This is a genomic window from Stenotrophomonas sp. HMWF023 (assembly GCF_003060985.1).
Taxonomy (GTDB): domain Bacteria; phylum Pseudomonadota; class Gammaproteobacteria; order Xanthomonadales; family Xanthomonadaceae; genus Stenotrophomonas; species Stenotrophomonas lactitubi.
In genome coordinates, this window is the sequence record NZ_QAIJ01000294.1 from 6,658 (window position 1) to 21,570 (window position 14,913).

The window sequence follows — 14,913 nt, forward strand, 5'->3', positions numbered from 1 at the left end:
GGCGTTCGCCACCGGACAATTCGCCGGGCTTGTGATCCAGGCGATGGCCGAGGCCGACCGATTCCAGCAGCGCAGTCGCACGCGTGCTGGCCTCCGCCACTGCGGTGCCGGCCAGCATCACCGGCATCATCACGTTTTCCAGCGCGGTGAATTCCGGCAGCAGGTGGTGGAACTGATAGACGAAACCCAGCGCCTGGTTGCGCAGCAGGCCGCGCGAGGTGTCCGACAGCGCGGACATGCGCTGGCCGGTGACATAGACCTCGCCCGCGGTGGGCGTATCCAGCCCGCCCAACAGGTGCAGCAGCGTGCTCTTGCCGGCACCGGAGGCGCCGATGATCGCAACCGTCTCGCCTGCGGTCACCGTCAGGTCCAGGCCATCGAACACCGGGGTCTGCATGCGCCCTTCGGCGTAGGTCTTGCCCAGCGCTTCGGCACGGATCACTTCATCGCCGCGATTGAAGACCTTATTCATAACGCAGGGCCTCCGCCGGCTGGGTGCGTGCTGCCCGCCAGGCGGGATACAAAGTGGCCAGGAAGCTCATCAGCAGCGCGATCAGGGTGATCACCACGATGTCGCTGGTCTGCATGTCGGTGGGCAGGCCGGTGATGTAGTACACATCCTCCGGCAGCAGCTTGATCTTGAACACCGCTTCGATCGCGCCGAGGATGCGCTCCAGGTTCAATGTCAGGGTGATGCCGCCGATCAGGCCTGCGAGGGTGCCGAAGATGCCGATCAGCGAGCCCTGCACCATGAACACCTGCATCACCCCGCCCGGGGTCAGGCCGAGGGTGCGCAGGATCGCGATGTCGGCCTGCTTGTCGGTCACCAGCATCACCTGCGAGGACACCAGGTTGAACGCGCCCATGGCGATGATCAGCGAGAGCAGGATGCCCATCACCACTTTTTCCATGCGCAGCGAGTGGTACAGGTTGGCGTTCTGCTGGGTCCAGTCGCTGACCCGATAGGCGCCGCCGAGGTTCTGCGCCAGGTCCACGCCCACCTCCAGCGAGCGGTCCATGTCATGCAGTTTCAGGCGGACGCCGGTGGCGCCATCGGAACGCAGTACGCGCTCCAGGTCTTTCATGTTGGCAAAGCCCACACCGCGATCGACTTCGTTGTAACCGGCCTCGAAGATGCCGCTGACGGTGAAGCGTTTCATCCGTGGCACCGCACCGGCCGGCGTGCCCTGCACTTCCGCAAAGGTCACCAGCACCTGGTCGCCGACGTCCACGCCCAGCCAGACGGCCAGTTCCTTGCCCAGCAGCAGGTTGAAGCTGCCCGGGGTCAGGCTGCCGTAGCTGCCCTTGGTCACCTTCTTGTCGATCACCGACACCTTCGGCTCCAGCGCCGGGTCGATGCCCTGGATGATCGCACCCTGCACACGCGGGCCGCTGATCATCGACTGGATCTCGATATACGGCGCAGCGCCGGCCACGCGCGGATCCTTGCTGGCCACATCGACCACGCGCATCCAGTCCGGCATCGGTTCACCGTCGCGGCTGATGGTGGTGTGTGCGGTCATCTGCAGCAGGCGGCTGCGGATCTCCTTCTGGAAACCGCTCATCACCGCCAGCGTGGTGATCAGCACCGTCACCCCGAGCGCGATGCCCAGGATCGATGCCATCGAAATGAAGGAGATGAAGCCGTTGCGGCGCTTGGCGCGCAGGTAGCGCAGGCCAATGGCCACGGGAATGGGTTTGAACATGCAGGCACGCCAGTCGATTCAGCCTATGGTGCCACCGACCGGGGCTGACGGGAAACGGCGCGTGCGGATACGGCCAGTCGCAGTTCACGTCGCTGCCCGCGATCGAGCACGTCCGGCCAGAACAACAGCCGTCGACGGTGCCAGCCCTCGCGCCAGTGCAGTAGCAGCCACGGCCCGCGCACCACCAGCTGTGGCGCGGGAATGTCGTGCCCGTCCACGCGCAGCGGCTCGGGCACGGGCGGCAGCTGCACCACCACGCGGGGCCGTCGCAGGCGCCAGGCCAGTTCGGCCAGACCAAGCACCCAGGCCCCGATCAGCGCGGGAATCAGATGCGTGGACGGCAGATCCGAAGCGCGCAGCAACCAGGGCGCGGCCAGCAGTACAGCCAGCTGAGCACCGGCCTGCAACCGCGACGGGCGCCACTCAAGGCTTGAGGGCGAGGATCTTGTGCATGAGGGGCACGGCGTGCGCATGTGGGCAGGCCTCGTAGCCCATGAACCAGCGCCACAACTTATCGTCCTCGCAATCGAGCAGGAACAGGAAAACCTCGCGCTCTTCGGTCGGCGCACTGCCCCATTCTCGGTCCAGGTAGCGACCGAACAACTGGTCCAGTTCGCGCATGCCGCGCCGGCAACGCCAACGCAGCTTCTTCAGCAGAACATCTTCTTCCATCGTGTCTCTCCAGATACAGCAAAGCCACGCATGGCGTGGCTCTACTGGGGTCATGCAGCTACCCGGCGCCGTATCAGGCGCGGCGTTCCATCATCAGCTTCTTGATCTCGGCGATCGCCAATGCCGGGTTCAGGCCCTTCGGGCACGTCCGGGCGCAGTTCATGATGGTGTGGCAGCGGTACAGCTTGAACGGATCTTCCAGATCGTCCAGGCGCGCACCGGTGTCCTCGTCGCGCGAATCGATGATCCAGCGGTAGGCCTGCAGCAGGATCGCCGGGCCCAGGTAACGCTCGCCGTTCCACCAGTAGCTCGGGCAGCTGGTCGAGCAGCACGCGCACAGGATGCACTCGTACAGACCGTCCAGCTTCTTGCGGTCTTCCGGCGACTGCAGGCGCTCACGGTCCGGCGGTGCCGGGGTCTGGGTGCGGATCCACGGCTTGATCGAGGCGTACTGCGCATAGAAGTGGGTCAGGTCCGGAACCAGATCCTTGACCACGTTCATGTGCGGCAGCGGGTAGATCGGCACTTCCTTCTTGCCGCAGTCCGAGATGGCTCGGGTGCAGGCCAGGGTGTTGGTGCCGTCGATGTTCATCGCGCACGAACCACAGATACCTTCGCGGCACGAGCGGCGGAATGTCAGGGTCGGGTCGATCTCGTTCTTGATCTTGATCAGCGCGTCCAGGACCATCGGGCCGCAGGCGTCCAGATCGACCTCATAGGTATCGGTGCGCGGATTGCTGTCGTCGTCCGGACTCCAGCGGTAGATCTTGAAGGTGCGCACGTTCTTGCCGCCGGTACTGGCGGGGAAGTGCTTGCCCTTCGTGATCTTGGAATTCTTGGGGAGTGAAAACTCGGCCATGGCTGCTCTCGTTGGCTCAGGCGGCCCGCGCCCGAGGGCGCGGATTGCATGTTAGGCGGGGTCGGATCAGTACACGCGCGGCTTCGGCGGCACCACGGACACGTCATCAGTCAACGTGTACATGTGCACCGGACGGTAGTCGAAGCTGCACTTGCCCTTCTCGTCCACGCTGACCAGGGTGTGCTTCTGCCAATTGACGTCGTCGCGGTTCGGGAAGTCCTCGTGCGCATGTGCGCCGCGGCTTTCCTTGCGCTGCTCGGCCGAGTTGATCGTCGCCACCGCGTTGAGCAGCAGGTTGTTCAGCTCGTAGGTCTCGATCAGGTCCGAGTTCCAGACCAGCGAACGGTCGGAGACCTTCACGTCCTGGAACGAGTCGAAGATCTTGTCCATCTTCTCGCAGCCTTCCTTCAGCGTCTGGCTGGTACGGAAGACGGCCGCGTCAGCCTGCATGGTGCGCTGCATGCGATCACGGATGACCGAAGTCGGCGTATCACCGTTGGCGTGGCGCAGCTTGTCCAGCAGGCCCAGCGCCTTGTCGCAGGCGTCGGCCGGCAGGGTCTTGTGCGACGCGCCCGGGGTGATCGTCGCAGCGCAACGATTGGCCACCGCACGCCCGAACACCACCAGGTCCAGCAGCGAGTTCGAACCCAGGCGGTTGGCACCGTGCACCGAAACGCAGGCCGCTTCGCCGATGGCGTACAGGCCCGGCACGACCGCATCGGGGTTCTCGCCGTCCTTGCGCACCACTTCACCGTGGTAGTTGGTCGGAATGCCGCCCATGTTGTAGTGCACGGTCGGGATCACCGGGATCGGCTGCTTGTGCACGTCGACGCCAGCGAAGATGCGGGCGCTCTCGGCGATGCCCGGCAGCTTGTCGTCGATCACGCCCGGGCCGAGGTGGGTCAGGTCGAGCAGGATGTGGTCCTTGTGCTCGCCGACGCCGCGGCCTTCGCGGATCTCGATGGTCATCGAACGGCTGACCACGTCGCGCGAAGCCAGATCCTTGTAGTGCGGTGCGTAGCGCTCCATGAAGCGCTCGCCGCTGCTGTTGCGCAGGATGCCACCTTCACCGCGGACACCCTCGGTGATCAGGCAGCCGGCGCCGTAGATGCCGGTCGGATGGAACTGCACGAACTCCATGTCCTGCATGGCGATGCCGGCGCGCATGGCCAGGCCGCCACCGTCGCCGGTGCAGGTGTGCGCCGAGGTGGCGCTGAAGTAGGCACGGCCGTAGCCGCCGGTGGCCAGCACCACGCCCTGGGCGCGGAACAGGTGCAGCGTGCCGTCGGACATGTCCAACGCCAGCACGCCGCGGCAGGCACCTTCGTCATCGAAGATCAGGTCGAGTGCGAAGTACTCGATCATGAAGCGTGCGTCGTGCTTCAGCGACTGCTGGTACAGCGTGTGCAGCATCGCGTGGCCGGTACGGTCGGCCGCCGCGCAGGTACGCTGCGCCGCCGGGCCTTCGCCGTACTGGGTGGTCATGCCACCGAACGGACGCTGGTAGATCTTGCCTTCGGCGGTGCGGCTGAACGGCACGCCGTAGTGCTCGAGCTCGATGATCGCCGGAATCGCTTCACGGCACATGTACTCGATGGCGTCCTGGTCGCCCAGCCAGTCCGAACCCTTGATGGTGTCGAAGAAGTGGTAACGCCAGTCGTCCTCGCCCATGTTGCCGAGCGCGGCGGAGATACCACCCTGGGCGGCGACGGTGTGCGACCGGGTCGGGAAGACCTTGGTCAGGCACACGGTCTGCAGGCCCTTGGCGGCCAGGCCGAACGTGGCACGCAGGCCGGCGCCGCCGGCGCCCACCACGACCATGTCGTACTTGTGTTCGGTAATCTTGTAAGCGGACATCTAGTCTGGATTCCTGTCTTGGCGCCTGGGCTCAGGCAACGCCGAGGGCGATGCGGCCCACCGCAAACACACTGACGATCATGCCGAGCACGGCGACGAACTTCACCGCGGTCTGCAGCACCAGGGCCAGCAGCGATTCGTGGATGTAGTCCTCCAGCACGACCTGCAGGCCGAGCTGGGCGTGCCAGAACATGGCGATCAGCAGGCCGATCAGCGGAACGGCGTTCCACGGCTTGGCGATCGCGGCAGTGGCGGTCACGTAATCCGAGCCCAGCAGGCCCAGCACGAACACCAGGAACCAGATGCCCAGCACCACCAGTGCGGCGGCGGTCAGGCGCTGATGCACGAAGTGCTCGGTGCCGGTCTTGGCCGAGCCGAGACCGCGCACGCCCTTCAACGGGGTACGGAACTTGCTCACGCGGCACCTCCGAACATCACATAGGCCCACACCGCCAGGGTGATCAGCAGGCTGCCGATCACCGACATCCAGCTGCTGCGGATGAAGGTGGCAATGCGGAATCCGATCGCGAAGTCCTGCACGATATGGCGGATGCCATTGCACAGGTGATAGGCGAACGACCATGTCCACGCGAACAGGAACACGCGGCCATACCAGGCCCCGGCATGGCCGGTGAAGCAGTTCCAGGATTCGGGCCCCATCATCAGAGCCAACAGGCCTCCGGCGATGATGAGGGCACCAACAGACAGAAAGACGCCAGTGGCTCGATGCAGGATCGAGGTGGCCATCTGAATCTGCCAGCGATACACCTGAAGGTGCGGAGAAAGGGGACGTTGTCTGGTCGCCATTCGCTGGGCTCGTTGTCTCGGCTGGGCGGCATAAGGCCGCGTTGGCTCAATGCTGATCAAAAATCGATGCAGCGTCCGTTTTTTTCCCAATCGCCATACCGCACCGGATCAAGTCCGCCGCGGCCACCGAATTCTTCTTCCACCTCTGGTTGTTCCACGGGCACAGGGACCGGGGGAACCAGCGGGGCTTCAGCTTCGGCGTCGGGAGTGGGGGTTGTTTGGCCTATCATGATGGGTCTCGCAACGCACAAATTTTAGACCTCGTTCACGTGCCTGACAACCTTCCCCCTGCTTTCGTCGCATATCCGCACCTGCCCGGCCATCAATTGCTGAGCCTGCAGGGCGTGGATGCAGTGGCTTTTGCCCATGCCCAGTTCAGCAGCGACGTGACCGCCCTGCCCCTGCTGCACTGGCAGTGGAGCGCGTGGCTGAGCGCCAAAGGCCGCACCCTGGCAGTGTTTCAGCTGCTGCGGCTGGCCGATGACCATGTGCTGCTGGTGCTCGCCGACGGCGATGCCGATGCGATTGCGTCGCAACTGCAGCGGTTCGTGTTCCGCCGCAAAGTGAAATTGCAGGTGCATGCCGACCTGGCAGTGGCCGGGGCCTTTACTGCGCCGGAAGCCGCCACCGGCGCCGCCATCGCGCAGGCCGGCAGCCACGGCTGGGAGCTGGACCTGGGCAGCGACGCACTTCCCCGCACGCTGCGCGTGGGCCCGGTCGAGGCCTTTCCGGCCAGCGATGAAGCCGGGGACGCCGCCTTCGCCCTGGCTTGGCGCCAGGCCGACCTGCGCTTTGGCCTGCCGCGACTGGAAGAGAGCCAGCGCGAAGTGTGGACCCCGCAGCAGCTGGGTCTGGACCGTCTCAACGGCTACAGCGTGAAGAAGGGCTGCTACCCCGGTCAGGAAATCGTCGCGCGCACCCATTTCCTCGGCAAGGCCAAGCGCGCGGTGCAGCTGCTGCATACCGCAGCACCGGCGCAGGCCGGCGATGGCGTGCAGCAGGACGGTACCGCGCTCGGCACCCTGGCCAGCGTGGCCGGCGATCTGGCGCTGGCGGTGCTGCCGTTGGAGACCGGCGACAGCGAACTGCAGGTGGGTGATGCGCCCGCGCAGCGGATGCCGCTGCTGGACGGGTTGGCGCGCTGAGGCGCCGATCCGGTACGTCATCCACGCATGGCGTGGATCTACTGCGGGTCATGATTCGGCATTTCATCCGCGCATGGCGTGGATCTACTGAACCCGGAAGGTAGTGCCGGCCGCTGGCCGGCACTACCGTTTACAGGCGCTCGCCGGTTTCCGGGCTGAAGAAATGCAGGCCCTGCGGGTGGATCGCCACCCGGATGTCCTCGCCCACGCCCGGCAGCGACTGCGGCGCCACGCGCATGGTCAGCGCGTGCTGGCCGCTGCTCATGTTGACGAAGATCTCGTTGCCGACCGGCTCGATGCCTTCGATGCGCGCGGTGAACGCATGGGTGTCTTCACTATCTGCCGGTTGCAGGTGTTCGGGACGCACGCCCACCGCGATCGGCTTCTGCAGCCACGCCGGATCGATCGTCGCCTGCCCCAGCGGAGCACGCCAGTCGCCGTCGACCACGGTCACGCCACCGGCGTCACCCTGCAGCGTGCCGCGCAGCACGTTCATCGCCGGGCTGCCGAGGAAACCGGCCACGAACAGGTTGGCCGGACGGTCATACAGCGCCATCGGCGTATCGATCTGCTGGATGACACCGTCCTTCAGCACCACGATGCGCTGGCCCAGGGTCATCGCTTCAACCTGATCGTGGGTCACGTAGATCATGGTGGTGCCCAGCTTGCGGTGCAGCTGCGCGATCTCGGTGCGCACGCTGTGGCGCAGCTTGGCGTCAAGATTGGACAGCGGCTCGTCGAGCAGGAACACCGCCGGCTCACGCACCAGCGCACGGCCCAAGGCAACACGCTGGCGCTGGCCGCCGGACATCGCCTTGGGCAGCTTGTCCATCATCTCGGTCAGGCCCAGCGTCTGCGCGGCTTCGCTGATGCGCTTGTCGATGGTGGCCTTGTCATGCCCGCGCAGCTTCAGGCCAAAGGCCAGGTTCTCGGCCACGGTCATGTGCGGGTACAGCGCGTAACTCTGGAACACCATCGCGATGTCGCGATCCTTCGGCGCCACGTCGTTGACCACGCGATCACCGATGGTCAACGTGCCGCCGCTGATCTCTTCCAGCCCGGCCACCATCCGCAACAGGGTCGACTTGCCACACCCGGACGGGCCGACCAGCACCATCAGTTCGCCGTCGGCGACCTCGAAGGTGGCGTCCTTCACCGCGACCTGGCCGTTGTCGTAGACCTTGCGCACACCCTGCAACTGCACTTTTGCCATTTCACTCATCCAGTCCGCCCGACGCCGGGCTGTCTTTTGGGACTGCCTCGGCCCTCCCGATGGCAGTGATGATTGCGCGGTTGCCGCATGACGGCGACCACTGCAATCGAATACAGTTGCCCATTCTGCCATGTAAACGTTTTCACGTGGCACTATCCGAACGTCGGTGCGCGCCGACCTGCACCGTCGACCGAACGAAGGGTTGCCGCTGTAGTGGTTTCGATTGGAACGGTGCTCCGGCAACCCGGAAAGCCGATCCAGATGAGCCTCGGACAGGCAGTTGCGCGGATGTCCCCCGAACCCAGCCATGAAGCGATTGACAACGATGTCACCCGGATCTGAAACTCGAGCGATGCACGACACACTCTTCCTGTTTGGTGCCACAGGTGATCTGGCCCAGCGCTACCTGTTCCCTTCGCTGCTGCGCCTGCTCGGCGACGGCCTGCTGCCGGAGGATTTCCGCATCCGTGCGCTGGCCCTGTCGGGCCACGACACCGAAGCCTTCCATGACATCCTGCGGCCCCGCCTGCAGCAGGCGATGCCGATGGCCAGCCAGGAGGACATCGCCTCCCTGCTGCGTCGCATCGACTACCGCTCGGTCGACCTGCGCGACGTCGACTCGGTCGCCGCTGCGGTGTCGGACCTGGTCGACCGCCGCTGCGTGAGCTACCTGGCGATCCCGCCGGGCCTGTACATCTCCACCTGCGAAGGCCTGGCCAAGGGCGGCGCACTGGCTGCGCCGGCGCGCCTGATGCTGGAGAAGCCGATCGGCAGCGACAGCGAAAGCGCCGAAGAGATCATCACCACCATCGGCCAGTGGATCGACGAAGACCGCGTGTTCCGCCTCGACCACTACCTGGGCAAGGCGGCGGTACAGAACCTGATCGCGCTGCGCTTCGGCAACACGCTGCTGGAAGCGGTGTGGAACCGCAACTACATCGAATCGGTGCACATCCTGGTCGCCGAAAGCGAAGGCGTGGATGGCCGCGATGCCTACTACGCGCGCTCCGGCGCCCTGCGCGACATGGTGCAGAGCCACATCCTGCAGCTGCTGTGCATGGTGGCGATGGAGCCGCCGGCGTCGTTGGAAGCCGACCGCATCCGCGACGAGAAGGTCAAGGTGCTGCGTGCGCTGCGCCCGCTGGATGCCAAGCACGCAGCGCGTGACAGCGTGCGTGGCCGCTATACCGCCGGCAGCATCAACGGCCAGCCCGCACAGGCCTACCAGCCGCCGGAAGGCAGCGATGTGGAAACCTTCGCAGGCGTTACCGCGCACATCGACAACTGGCGCTGGAGCGGCGTGCCGTTCCACCTGGTCACCGGCAAGCGCCTGCCCGAGCGCACCACCCGCGTGGTGGTGACCCTCAAGCCGGTCACGCACTGGTTGTTCGAGCGTCCGCAGCGTGCGCAGGCCGCACCGAACCGCCTGGTGTTCCAGCTGCAGCCGCAGGAGAACATCGAACTGGGCCTGATGAGCAGCCTGGCCGGCCCGGAATGGGGCGCGCTGGAACTGCAGCCGCTGGAACTGGAACTTTCGGTACCGACCGGCCTGCATCGCCGCATCGCCTACGAACGCCTGTTCCTGGATGCCTTCAATGGCAACCACACCCTGTTCGTGCGCGATGACGAAGTGCGCGCCGCCTGGGCCTGGATCGACAGCGTCGCCGATGCCTGGAAGGCGGCCGACCTGCCGCTGGAACCCTACCCTGCCGGCCAGTGGGGCCCGGCCAACGCGGTCGACTTCCTGCCGCAGGGCGTGGATGCGCCGGATAGCGGAGCGTCGGAATGAGTGCCGGCTCGCAGCCGGTGCTGGTCGCCGACATCGGTGGCACCAATGCCCGCTTCGCCCTTGCCGACACCTCGCAGGACGCCCCGCTGCTGAAAGAGAGCATCCGCGAGTACGCAGTGGCCGAGTTCCCGTCGCTGGGTGATGCCGCGCGCCACCATCTGGAACAGATCGGCGCCACCGCAAGCCGTGGCGTGTTCGCAGTCGCCGGTCGTGTCGATGGTGACGAAGCCCGCATCACCAACCATCCGTGGGTGATATCGCGCAGCCGCACGGCCGCGATGCTGGGTTTCAACGAACTGCACCTGATCAACGATTTCGCCGCGCAGGCGATGGCGATCTCGCTGCTGCAGCCCGATGACGTGATCCAGGTCGGTGGTGCCGCCTGGGTTCCGGGCAAGCCGGGTCAGCCGCGCAACTACGCAGTGATCGGGCCGGGGACCGGCCTCGGCGTCGGCGGCCTGATCCTTCGCCACGGCCGCTGCTACCCGCTGGAAACCGAAGGCGGCCATGTCAGCTTCCCGCCGGGAACGCCGGAAGAGATCCGCATCCTGGAGATCCTGTCCGAGCAGTTCGGGCGCGTCTCCAACGAGCGGCTGATCTGCGGCCCCGGCCTGGTCAACATCCATCGCGCAATCTGCGAGATGGCAGGTATCGACCCGGGCCAACTGCAACCGGTGGACGTGACCGCCCGCGCCCTGCACGGCGATCCACAGGCGATGCGTACCGTCGATGTGTTCTGCGCGGTGTTCGGTGCCATTGCCGGTGATCTGGTGCTGACCCAGGGCGCCTGGGACGGTGTGTTCCTGACCGGCGGGCTGACTCCGAAGATGCTCGATTCATTGCAGCACTCCGGTTTCCGCCAGCGCTTCGAACACAAGGGCCGGTTCTCTTCGATCATGGCGCGGGTGCCTTCGCTGGCCGTGATGCATCCCCACGCCGGACTGCTGGGCGCTGCTGCCTATGCGGCCGACGCCGAACGTGACGCACCAGGAGTTGCCGCATGAGCCCCACCTTCCACGACGAGCGCATCGAGTTCATCAACCACGGCGACGCCGATGGCTGGATCGAAGCGGTCGCTGCCGAAATGGCACAGGCGATCAACCACGACATCACCGAGCTGGGCCGCGCACGCATCCTGTTGTCCGGCGGCACCACGCCGGCACCGGTGTACCAGGCGCTGGCCGAGCTGGATGTGCATTGGGACCGCGTTGAAGTGAGCCTGGCCGACGAGCGCTGGCTGTCACCGCAGGATCGCGACAGCAATGCATGGCTGGTGCGCGAGAACCTACTTACACGTGCCGAAGGTGCGCACTTCGATCCGCTGGTGCGGATCGGCAAGCCGCTGCCCGAGTGCGTGTACACCGCCAATCTGCAGGCCCAGCACAGCCAGCCGCCAAGCCTGGTCGCGCTGGGCATGGGCAATGACGGCCATACCGCCTCGCTGTTCCCGGGCTCGCGCGACCTGCAGCGTGCCCTCGAAAGCACCCTGCCCTATGCCGCGCTTGATGCCACCGGCTGCCCCGGTGCCAACCAGTGGCCGCTGCGCATCACCCTGACCCCGCGCGGGCTGGGTCAGTGCCGCCAGCGTCTGCTGCTGCTGCGCGGCAAGCAGAAGCTGCAGGTGCTGCGCCAGGCATTGGACAGCAACGACCCCCAGCAGTATCCGATCCTCAACGCGATCAACCTGGACGGCGCGCGCCTGCGTGTCCACTGGGCTGATTGATGTCGGCGGCGGCGCCCTGCCGCCGCTTGCCTCTCGCCACCTCGAACGCCGGTAGCCAATGAGCCTCCATCCGCAACTGCAAGCCATCACTGAGCGCGTCATCCGCCGCAGCGCCGCCTCGCGCGCCGCCTATCTGGCAGCGATCGACGCCTCCCTGCGCGATGGCCCGTTCCGCAGCCGCCTCAGCTGCGGCAATCTTGCCCACGGTTTCGCCGCCTGCGGTGGCACCGACAAGAGCCGCCTGCGTGGCGGCGTGACGGCCAATCTGGGCATCATCACCGCCTACAACGACATGCTGTCGGCGCACCAGCCGTTCGAGACCTATCCCGAACAGATCCGTGCGGTGGCCCGCGAACTGGGCGCGACCGCACAGGTTGCCGGTGCCGTGCCGGCGATGTGCGACGGTGTCACCCAGGGCCGTGGCGGCATGGAGCTGTCGCTGTTCTCGCGTGATGTCATTGCCCAGGCCACCGCGATCGGGCTCAGCCACGACATGTTCGATACCACCGTGTACCTCGGTGTGTGCGACAAGATCGTGCCGGGCCTGCTGATCGGCGCCCTCGCCTTTGGCCATCTGCCGGCGGTGTTCGTGCCGGCCGGCCCGATGACACCGGGCATTCCCAACAAGCAGAAGGCCGAAGTGCGCGAGCGCTACGCTGCCGGCGAAGCCACCCGCGAAGAACTGCTGGAGGCCGAATCGGCCTCCTACCACGGCGCGGGCACCTGCACCTTCTACGGCACTGCCAATTCCAACCAGGTGCTGCTGGAGGCAATGGGCGTGCAGCTGCCGGGCGCGTCGTTCGTCAACCCGGATACCGCGCTGCGCGATGCGCTGACCCGCGAAGCCACCGAGCGCGCACTGGACATCACCGCACTGGGTGACGATTTCCGTCCGCTGGGCCGGATCATCGATGAGCGCGCGATCATCAACGCGATCATCGCGCTGATGGCTACCGGTGGCTCGACCAACCACACCATCCACTGGATCGCGGTGGCGCGCGCGGCCGGCATCGTGTTGACCTGGGACGACTTCGACGAGCTGTCGCAGTTGATTCCGCTGCTGGCGCGCGTCTATCCGAACGGCGAGGCCGACGTGAACCGCTTCGCCGCTGCGGGTGGCCCGGCGTTCGTGTTCGGCGAGCTGATCAAGGCCGGCCTGATGCATGGCGATCTGGTCAGCGTGGCCCGTGGCGGCATGGCCGACTACGCCCTCGAACCGCAGCTGCGCGAGGGCAAGCTGGTGTATCTGCCGGGCCTGGAACGCAGCGCCGATGAAGAAGTGGTGCGCGGCGTCGACAACCCGTTCGAGAGCCAGGGCGGCCTGCGCCTGCTGCGCGGCAACCTGGGCAAGTCGCTGATCAAGCTGTCGGCGGTGAAGCCGCAGTACCGCACCATCGAAGCGCCAGCCGTGGTGGTCGATGCGCCGCAGGTACTGAACAAGCTGCACGCTGGCGGCCTGCTGCCCGAGCATTTCGTGGCGGTGGTGCGTTACCAGGGCCCGCGTGCGAACGGCATGCCGGAACTGCATTCGCTGGCACCGTTGCTGGGCCTGTTGCAGAACCAGGGACGGCGCGTGGCGCTGGTCACCGATGGCCGCCTGTCCGGCGCGTCGGGCAAGATTCCGGCCGCGATCCACGTGACGCCGGAAGCCGCACGCGGTGGTCCGCTGGGCAAGGTGCGCGAGGGCGACATCATCCGCCTGGATGGCGAAGCCGGCACGCTTGAAGTGCTGGTGGACGCGGCCGAATGGGCTGCGCGTACGCATGCGCCGAATACGGCGCCGGCAGCCCACGACCTGGGCCGCAACCTGTTCGCGATCAACCGGCGCGTGGTGGGTCCGGCGGATCAGGGCGCGATCTCGATTTCGTGCGGTCCGGCGGCGGCTGATGGTGGGCCGTGGGATTACGACGCGGAGTATGAGCTGGGGCACGATGCTGCGGCTGCGGCGGCGCCGCATGAGGGTAAGGACGCCTGAGGGATTGAAGAGCGCTGCGGGTATGCGTGGGCGGTGAGTGTCCTGGTTGAGGCGGCGGGTAGCCCCCACCAGGACACGCCGTAAACCCATCCATGGGGGCTCGGTCGCGGCATCCATGCCGCTCACGGTCCCGTCTGGGGCTGACCGCGCCCTCCTGACACTCTCCGGCGCGTCAACGCCGCGAAGTGATCATTGAAAGCACAACAAGAGCGAAAGCAAAGGCAGAAGCAGAGCTATGGGTATCGAACAACATCAGGTGAAGGCGGCGGAGTTGCTGCATGCGGCGGGCATCCTGCCGGTGGTGACGATTCATACGCTGGACCAGGCACGTGCGGTCAGTGCGGCGTTGCTGGAAGGCGGTTTGCCGGCCATCGAGCTGACGCTGCGGACGCCGGTGGCGATGGAAGCGCTGGCGATGCTCAAGCGCGAGCTGCCGGATGTGGTGGTCGGCGCCGGTACGGTGCTGACGGTGGAGCAGATGCAGCAGTCCATCGATGCGGGCGCGGATTTCCTGGTGACCCCGGGCACGCCGCCGGTGCTGGCCGATGCGCTGGCTGCGGCACCGCTGCCGGTAGTACCGGGTGCGGCGACGCCGACCGAGCTGCTGTCGCTCTATGCGCGCGGTTTCCGCGTGTGCAAGCTGTTCCCGGCCACGGCCGTGGGTGGCCTGGCCATGATCAAGGGCGTGGCCGGCCCGATCGCCGACCTCAAGCTGTGCCCGACCGGTGGCATCACCGAGAACACCGCGGCCGAATACCTCGAGCAGAAGAACGTGGTCTGCATCGGCGGCTCGTGGATGGTGCCGGGCAACTGGATCGACGCCGGCCAGTGGGACAAGGTGCGCGAAAGCGCGGCGCAGGCCGCGAAGATCGTCAAGCGCGTACGCGGCCACTGAACCACTACGGGGTCAGAGCCCTTTCCCGCCGGAAAAGGGATCCGACCCCAGTCTACGAGCGCGCAAAGCGCGCGACCCGCCCCCGCTCTTCCTTCTTCATTCCGCGGAAGCGGCGCACGGAACCTGTCCGTGGCCGGGCGGATGGGTTGCGCAGGGGCGTGAGCCGCATGGATGCGGCGACCGAGCTTACAGGGACGTACTTGCAGCGGCCCCTGCGCAGCCCATCCGCCCGGCCAACCACCAGAAACCAACCGCACACCGCGAGGGGCTCA

Annotated in this window: 14 protein-coding genes and 1 pseudogene; 6 read left to right on the forward strand and 9 right to left on the reverse strand. The window is 66.3% G+C overall.

What is annotated here, in order from left to right; genetic code table 11:
• From DBR20_RS16610 to sdhC, 8 genes and pseudogenes are all read right to left on the reverse strand, one after another.
• Positions 1–472 (reverse strand): annotated as a pseudogene (locus DBR20_RS16610) (ATP-binding cassette domain-containing protein); the annotation flags it as partial.
• Positions 465–1,706: a lipoprotein-releasing ABC transporter permease subunit gene (locus DBR20_RS16615; RefSeq protein WP_100464876.1), complete on the reverse strand. Its 1,242-nt coding sequence runs from the start codon at positions 1,704–1,706 to the stop codon at positions 465–467. The pseudogene DBR20_RS16610 and the gene DBR20_RS16615, both read right to left, overlap by 8 nt.
• A 23-nt stretch (positions 1,707–1,729) precedes the next feature.
• Positions 1,730–2,179 carry a hypothetical protein gene (locus DBR20_RS16620; protein ID WP_108267041.1) on the reverse strand — a complete coding sequence of 150 codons (450 nt, stop codon included), beginning with the start codon at positions 2,177–2,179 and terminating at the stop codon, positions 1,730–1,732.
• Positions 2,130–2,378: a succinate dehydrogenase assembly factor 2 gene (locus DBR20_RS16625; protein WP_108267043.1), complete on the reverse strand. Its 249-nt coding sequence runs from the start codon at positions 2,376–2,378 to the stop codon at positions 2,130–2,132. The genes DBR20_RS16620 and DBR20_RS16625 overlap by 50 nt, the downstream gene beginning before the upstream one ends.
• 73 nt (positions 2,379–2,451) lie before the next feature.
• Positions 2,452–3,237, reverse strand: a complete 786-nt coding sequence (locus DBR20_RS16630) for a succinate dehydrogenase iron-sulfur subunit (RefSeq protein ID WP_108267045.1) — start codon at positions 3,235–3,237, stop codon at positions 2,452–2,454.
• A gap of 66 nt (positions 3,238–3,303) precedes the next feature.
• On the reverse strand, positions 3,304–5,094 hold the full coding sequence (gene sdhA, locus DBR20_RS16635) for a succinate dehydrogenase flavoprotein subunit (protein ID WP_089240362.1): 1,791 nt from the start codon (positions 5,092–5,094) through the stop codon (positions 3,304–3,306).
• A 31-nt stretch (positions 5,095–5,125) separates the two neighbouring features.
• Positions 5,126–5,512, reverse strand: coding sequence for a succinate dehydrogenase, hydrophobic membrane anchor protein (sdhD, locus tag DBR20_RS16640; protein WP_025878813.1), 387 nt, complete (start codon positions 5,510–5,512; stop codon positions 5,126–5,128).
• Positions 5,509–5,901 (reverse strand): succinate dehydrogenase, cytochrome b556 subunit, encoded by a 393-nt coding sequence (gene sdhC / locus DBR20_RS16645; protein ID WP_089240360.1) that lies wholly within the window; start codon positions 5,899–5,901, stop codon positions 5,509–5,511. The genes sdhD and sdhC overlap by 4 nt, the downstream gene beginning before the upstream one ends.
• A gap of 269 nt (positions 5,902–6,170) precedes the next feature.
• Here sdhC and DBR20_RS16655 point away from each other — a divergent pair, with 269 nt between their 5' ends.
• On the forward strand, positions 6,171–7,046 hold the full coding sequence (locus DBR20_RS16655; protein ID WP_108267048.1) for a folate-binding protein YgfZ: 876 nt from the start codon (positions 6,171–6,173) through the stop codon (positions 7,044–7,046).
• Positions 7,047–7,176: 130 nt separating this feature from the next.
• On the opposite strand, the gene ugpC is transcribed toward DBR20_RS16655, so the two are convergent.
• The gene (ugpC, locus tag DBR20_RS16660; protein WP_108267050.1) at positions 7,177–8,259 is read right to left on the reverse strand and encodes a sn-glycerol-3-phosphate ABC transporter ATP-binding protein UgpC; all 1,083 of its coding nucleotides are present in this window, start codon (positions 8,257–8,259) and stop codon (positions 7,177–7,179) included.
• Between the two features lie 352 nt (positions 8,260–8,611).
• Between ugpC and zwf the strand changes: the two genes are divergently transcribed.
• The 5 genes from zwf to DBR20_RS16685 all read left to right on the forward strand — a co-directional run bounded on the left by zwf (position 8,612) and on the right by DBR20_RS16685 (position 14,641).
• On the forward strand, positions 8,612–10,048 hold the full coding sequence (gene zwf / locus DBR20_RS16665) for a glucose-6-phosphate dehydrogenase (RefSeq protein WP_089240355.1): 1,437 nt from the start codon (positions 8,612–8,614) through the stop codon (positions 10,046–10,048).
• On the forward strand, positions 10,045–11,052 hold the full coding sequence (glk, locus tag DBR20_RS16670) for a glucokinase (RefSeq protein WP_108267052.1): 1,008 nt from the start codon (positions 10,045–10,047) through the stop codon (positions 11,050–11,052). The genes zwf and glk overlap by 4 nt, the downstream gene beginning before the upstream one ends.
• The gene (gene pgl, locus DBR20_RS16675) at positions 11,049–11,771 is read left to right on the forward strand and encodes a 6-phosphogluconolactonase (RefSeq protein ID WP_108267054.1); all 723 of its coding nucleotides are present in this window, start codon (positions 11,049–11,051) and stop codon (positions 11,769–11,771) included. Before glk ends, pgl begins: the two co-directional genes overlap by 4 nt.
• A gap of 58 nt (positions 11,772–11,829) precedes the next feature.
• Positions 11,830–13,746 carry a phosphogluconate dehydratase gene (gene edd / locus DBR20_RS16680; protein WP_108267056.1) on the forward strand — a complete coding sequence of 639 codons (1,917 nt, stop codon included), beginning with the start codon at positions 11,830–11,832 and terminating at the stop codon, positions 13,744–13,746.
• A 235-nt stretch (positions 13,747–13,981) separates the two neighbouring features.
• Positions 13,982–14,641 (forward strand): bifunctional 4-hydroxy-2-oxoglutarate aldolase/2-dehydro-3-deoxy-phosphogluconate aldolase, encoded by a 660-nt coding sequence (locus DBR20_RS16685; RefSeq protein WP_089240347.1) that lies wholly within the window; start codon positions 13,982–13,984, stop codon positions 14,639–14,641.
• Positions 14,642–14,913: the final 272 nt, after the last annotated feature.

Bases quoted from the DNA above. Each gene is read 5' to 3' on its own strand.
- DBR20_RS16615 (WP_100464876.1), bottom strand. From the start codon at position 1,706: ATGTTCAAACCCATTCCCGTGGCCATTGGCCTGCGCTACCTGCGCGCC.
- DBR20_RS16620 (WP_108267041.1), bottom strand. From the start codon at position 2,179: ATGCGCACGCCGTGCCCCTCATGCACAAGATCCTCGCCCTCAAGCCTT.
- DBR20_RS16625 (WP_108267043.1), bottom strand. From the start codon at position 2,378: ATGGAAGAAGATGTTCTGCTGAAGAAGCTGCGTTGGCGTTGCCGGCGC.
- DBR20_RS16630 (WP_108267045.1), bottom strand. From the start codon at position 3,237: ATGGCCGAGTTTTCACTCCCCAAGAATTCCAAGATCACGAAGGGCAAG.
- sdhA (WP_089240362.1), bottom strand. From the start codon at position 5,094: ATGTCCGCTTACAAGATTACCGAACACAAGTACGACATGGTCGTGGTG.
- sdhC (WP_089240360.1), bottom strand. From the start codon at position 5,901: ATGGCGACCAGACAACGTCCCCTTTCTCCGCACCTTCAGGTGTATCGC.
- ugpC (WP_108267050.1), bottom strand. From the start codon at position 8,259: ATGGCAAAAGTGCAGTTGCAGGGTGTGCGCAAGGTCTACGACAACGGC.
- zwf (WP_089240355.1), top strand. From the start codon at position 8,612: ATGCACGACACACTCTTCCTGTTTGGTGCCACAGGTGATCTGGCCCAG.
- glk (WP_108267052.1), top strand. From the start codon at position 10,045: ATGAGTGCCGGCTCGCAGCCGGTGCTGGTCGCCGACATCGGTGGCACC.
- pgl (WP_108267054.1), top strand. From the start codon at position 11,049: ATGAGCCCCACCTTCCACGACGAGCGCATCGAGTTCATCAACCACGGC.
- edd (WP_108267056.1), top strand. From the start codon at position 11,830: ATGAGCCTCCATCCGCAACTGCAAGCCATCACTGAGCGCGTCATCCGC.
- DBR20_RS16685 (WP_089240347.1), top strand. From the start codon at position 13,982: ATGGGTATCGAACAACATCAGGTGAAGGCGGCGGAGTTGCTGCATGCG.